3 protein-coding genes and 1 pseudogene are annotated in these 3,229 nt (G+C 33.5%); 2 read left to right on the forward strand and 2 right to left on the reverse strand.

The window, feature by feature from the left end; all coding sequences use genetic code 11:
* Positions 1 to 211: 211 nt before the first annotated feature.
* A complete protein-coding gene (locus D8886_RS11405; RefSeq protein WP_002914014.1) occupies positions 212 to 655 on the reverse strand; it encodes a hypothetical protein in 444 nt (147 codons plus the stop codon).
* Positions 656 to 1,067: 412 nt separating this feature from the next.
* Here D8886_RS11405 and D8886_RS11410 point away from each other — a divergent pair, with 412 nt between their 5' ends.
* Positions 1,068 to 1,304 (forward strand): hypothetical protein, encoded by a 237-nt coding sequence (locus tag D8886_RS11410; protein WP_002917740.1) that lies wholly within the window; start codon positions 1,068 to 1,070, stop codon positions 1,302 to 1,304.
* Positions 1,294 to 2,430, forward strand: coding sequence for a YcjF family protein (locus D8886_RS11415; protein ID WP_125435758.1), 1,137 nt, complete (start codon positions 1,294 to 1,296; stop codon positions 2,428 to 2,430). Before D8886_RS11410 ends, D8886_RS11415 begins: the two co-directional genes overlap by 11 nt.
* Before the next feature lie 677 nt (positions 2,431 to 3,107).
* Here the strand turns inward: D8886_RS11415 and D8886_RS11425 are convergent.
* A pseudogene (locus tag D8886_RS11425) lies at positions 3,108 to 3,229 on the reverse strand (TIGR00341 family protein); the annotation flags it as partial.

Here is a 3,229-nt window from a genome sequence, read left to right on the forward strand (position 1 = left end):
CTCCTTTAGTCTATTTTGATAGCTATTTTACTATGATTGCCCCTATCTGGCTAATATATATTTTCTATGAAAGTAATAGAAGAATTTTATAGGTGAGTTGAATAGCGTAAAAAAGCCATCCAAGAAATAACTCCTGAATGTCTATTAGTTTTATCCCTATAGAATGATTCCTCTAACGAAGCATATATTATTAAAACTTTTCAAATTCCAATTAGTCAATCGGTTCACCTCCGACACTTATGTAATTACCTATAATCATTTCTTCAAGATTTACACTTTCATCATCATTAATCGGTATATCCACTCCCCACCCCGATTCTTCAATATTATTGATACGCCCAAAAACATTAATATAATACTCGGGATTTGTAAGACCGCCATCACTCCATTGCGTCTCTTCCCAATCAATCTGAACTGATTCGACTTTTGGACTTTGAGCTTTCACCAAATCTATAATTTCTTGCTCATGCTTTTTTAGATAAGCGAGCTGTTTTTGCTTGATAGCTTCTTTATCATCTTTGATAGCCTTTTTTGAATAAGCAACTTTCTGATTTTCTTTATTACTTTCTTTTTGGGTAAGGGTACATCCTCCCAGACTTACGAGCGCCACTATTGATGAAATTGTTGCAATTATGCTTTTCGTTCGTTTTTTCATAACGTCTCCTTAAATTTTTTGATACCACACTAATTTTCTAAAACAGCTAGTAACATCCATACTAATTTTTCAATCACTCAAAACCCAATGTTACACATCTAGTTTACTATATAAATTTTTAAAAATCTATAAATTACTAAATCTATGAACCACACCCGCAAGGCAGGTGGTTTATTTTTCTTGTACCTTGGAGAGTGAGACAAGCTGAAAGCCACATAACTACTTTTCTATCTTCAATATCTTTGCCCCCTCTTCATTACAACTAATAGATCTCTGCTAACATTACTTCAATTTCTATCGGAGAAGTTGTTCTAAAATCTTTAAAACAAAGAGATAAGCAAAATCATTAAATTGACTCTTTTAATTTCTAATATGATATAATTATTTAAAATATCATATTAGTGAGAATATTATGTCAAAGACAAAAGGTAATAAAAAAAGAAATTCTTCTAAAGTAAAATATATCTTAGGAAGTGGAGCTTTAATTTTAGCTTCTACAGTGATTCTGCCTAAAGTTTTGAAAAAAACAACAAATTATTTATATAAAAAGCAAGTAAAAATAACTAATCATCGAAAAGTCAATTTTGATTGTAAGGACAAATTGGTTAAAAAATCTGAATATAAAAAGGTAGAAAATCATGCAAATTAATACTGACAATATTGCGCAACAATGTCTCAATGCGATTAATGATAGAATTCATAATTTAAAAAGATTAAATATCATCGTAATTGGTAAATCAGGTGTTGGTAAAAGCACACTAATCAACAGTTTGTTTAGAGGTAATTTTGCCGATACTGGATTGGGTAGACCAGTAACTCAGGAAATTCGCAAAATTGAAAAAAATGGATATCCTTTGGCTATCTATGATACACCCGGCTTTGAATTATCATATACCCAACAGGAGAGTGTCAAAGATGAAGTGATTAACCTAATTAACAACGGTTACTCTTCTAATGATATCAATGAGGTGNTCCACTGCATTTGGTATTGTATTAATGTCGGTTCAAACCGTACTTTCGATAGTTCGGAAGTGGAATGGCTTAGAGAGTTTTCTGAGAAGAATAAAACGTCTAAGGTACCTATCATTGTTGTCCTTACTCAATCTGTACCTAAGAAGAAAGCACTAGAAATGAAAGCTCATGTTGAGCAGGAAAACTTAGATGTTTGTAAAGTTGTGCCAATTTTAGCTCAAGATATGGATTTTGATGAGGAATATGTCGCTAAAGCTTTTGGATTAGATACTTTGATTGATGTAATGTCTGAGGTATTGCCAACTGAACTACAAGATACTCTCCAAAATATCCAAAAAGTATCTCTGGAATCTAAAAAAAAACATGCTAGGGCAGTCATTGCGACTGCAGTAGCAGCAAGTTTTGGTGAAGGTTTCGCTCCAGTTCCATTCGCAGATGCATTCATGCTTGTTCCAACCCAGATAAGCATGATTACTGGCATCACTGTAATATTTGGCCTTGATATAAATAAAACTTTTCTAACCGCCTTTGTATCCTCAACCTTAGGGTCTGGGGGAGCAACATTCCTCGGAAAAACAATTGTCTCTAATATACTCAAATTTATTCCCGGAGTAGGAACAGCAGTTGGCGGAACGATTTCTGGAACCACTGCTGGATTAATTACAACTGCTTTAGGCGAGGCTTACCTATTTTTAATGGAACAAATATTTAAAGGAGAAATAAGCAAAGAAGCACTAGGTACTCCTGCCGGACAAAAACAAATGACAAAACTTTTTAGAGAACAATTATCTAAAAAAAGATAATACACCAAGATTTTGAATCTTGGTGTATTTTTAGGTTAAATTGTTTTTTACATCAAAAAAGACATCCAAGAGAGGCCTCTTGAATGTCTGTAAACGTTGATATAATCGTATTGATTAACGTTTTGAGTGCAGTGGTTGCCATCCAATCAAACATCGCTTCGCTTGTTTTCTTGGGGCAACTGTGCATAGCATATCTCTATGCGACTAAAGTCGCTAGAGCTATCCTAATTGCGCACCGCCAGTTCTCATAGAAAAAAACACCTTGCAAGATGCAAAGTGTTTTCGTTTGTATTCTGCTGTCCAGTAACGAATTAACGTTTACTAAATTGTGATGCTTTACGGGCCTTTTTCAAGCCTGGTTTGGAAAGTATGAATTTCAGTTGGACTAAAAACAGCGTAATATCAAGACTTTTCTCCGCTTTTATAAAAGCTTTTTTCCAATCAAATTCAACTAATTTTATCCGAATGGTGTGGATTTTACCCCCAAAATTACAGAGAATGGAGCTGATAAACACTAAACGTTCACACCATTAGTTAAATGATTTTTTGTTCATCATTTTTCTTAGATGATAGAACTTCTAATTTATTTCTTATTCAAGCAAAAACAACCTGCTATAAGTAAGAAAGAGGAAGATACAAGAAAAACACGGCGTAAAAACCGATTCAGTTCATTGTCCTCAATCCTTGTCTGCTTCATTTTCTTTTACGAGATCGTTTTGTGAATCTTTTTCAGAGAGTTTTTGATCAATATACTTGTCAATGTTTTCATAAAATTCCTTGGTCGCTTCACTATCTAATG

The sequence above is a fragment of the Streptococcus sanguinis genome, from assembly GCF_003943655.1.
GTDB lineage: Bacteria > Bacillota > Bacilli > Lactobacillales > Streptococcaceae > Streptococcus > Streptococcus sanguinis_F.

Coding starts and splice junctions, on each gene's coding strand:
- D8886_RS11410 (WP_002917740.1), top strand. CDS start 1,068: ATGTCAAAGACAAAAGGTAATAAAAAAAGAAATTCTTCTAAAGTAAAA.
- D8886_RS11405 (WP_002914014.1), bottom strand. CDS start 655: ATGAAAAAACGAACGAAAAGCATAATTGCAACAATTTCATCAATAGTG.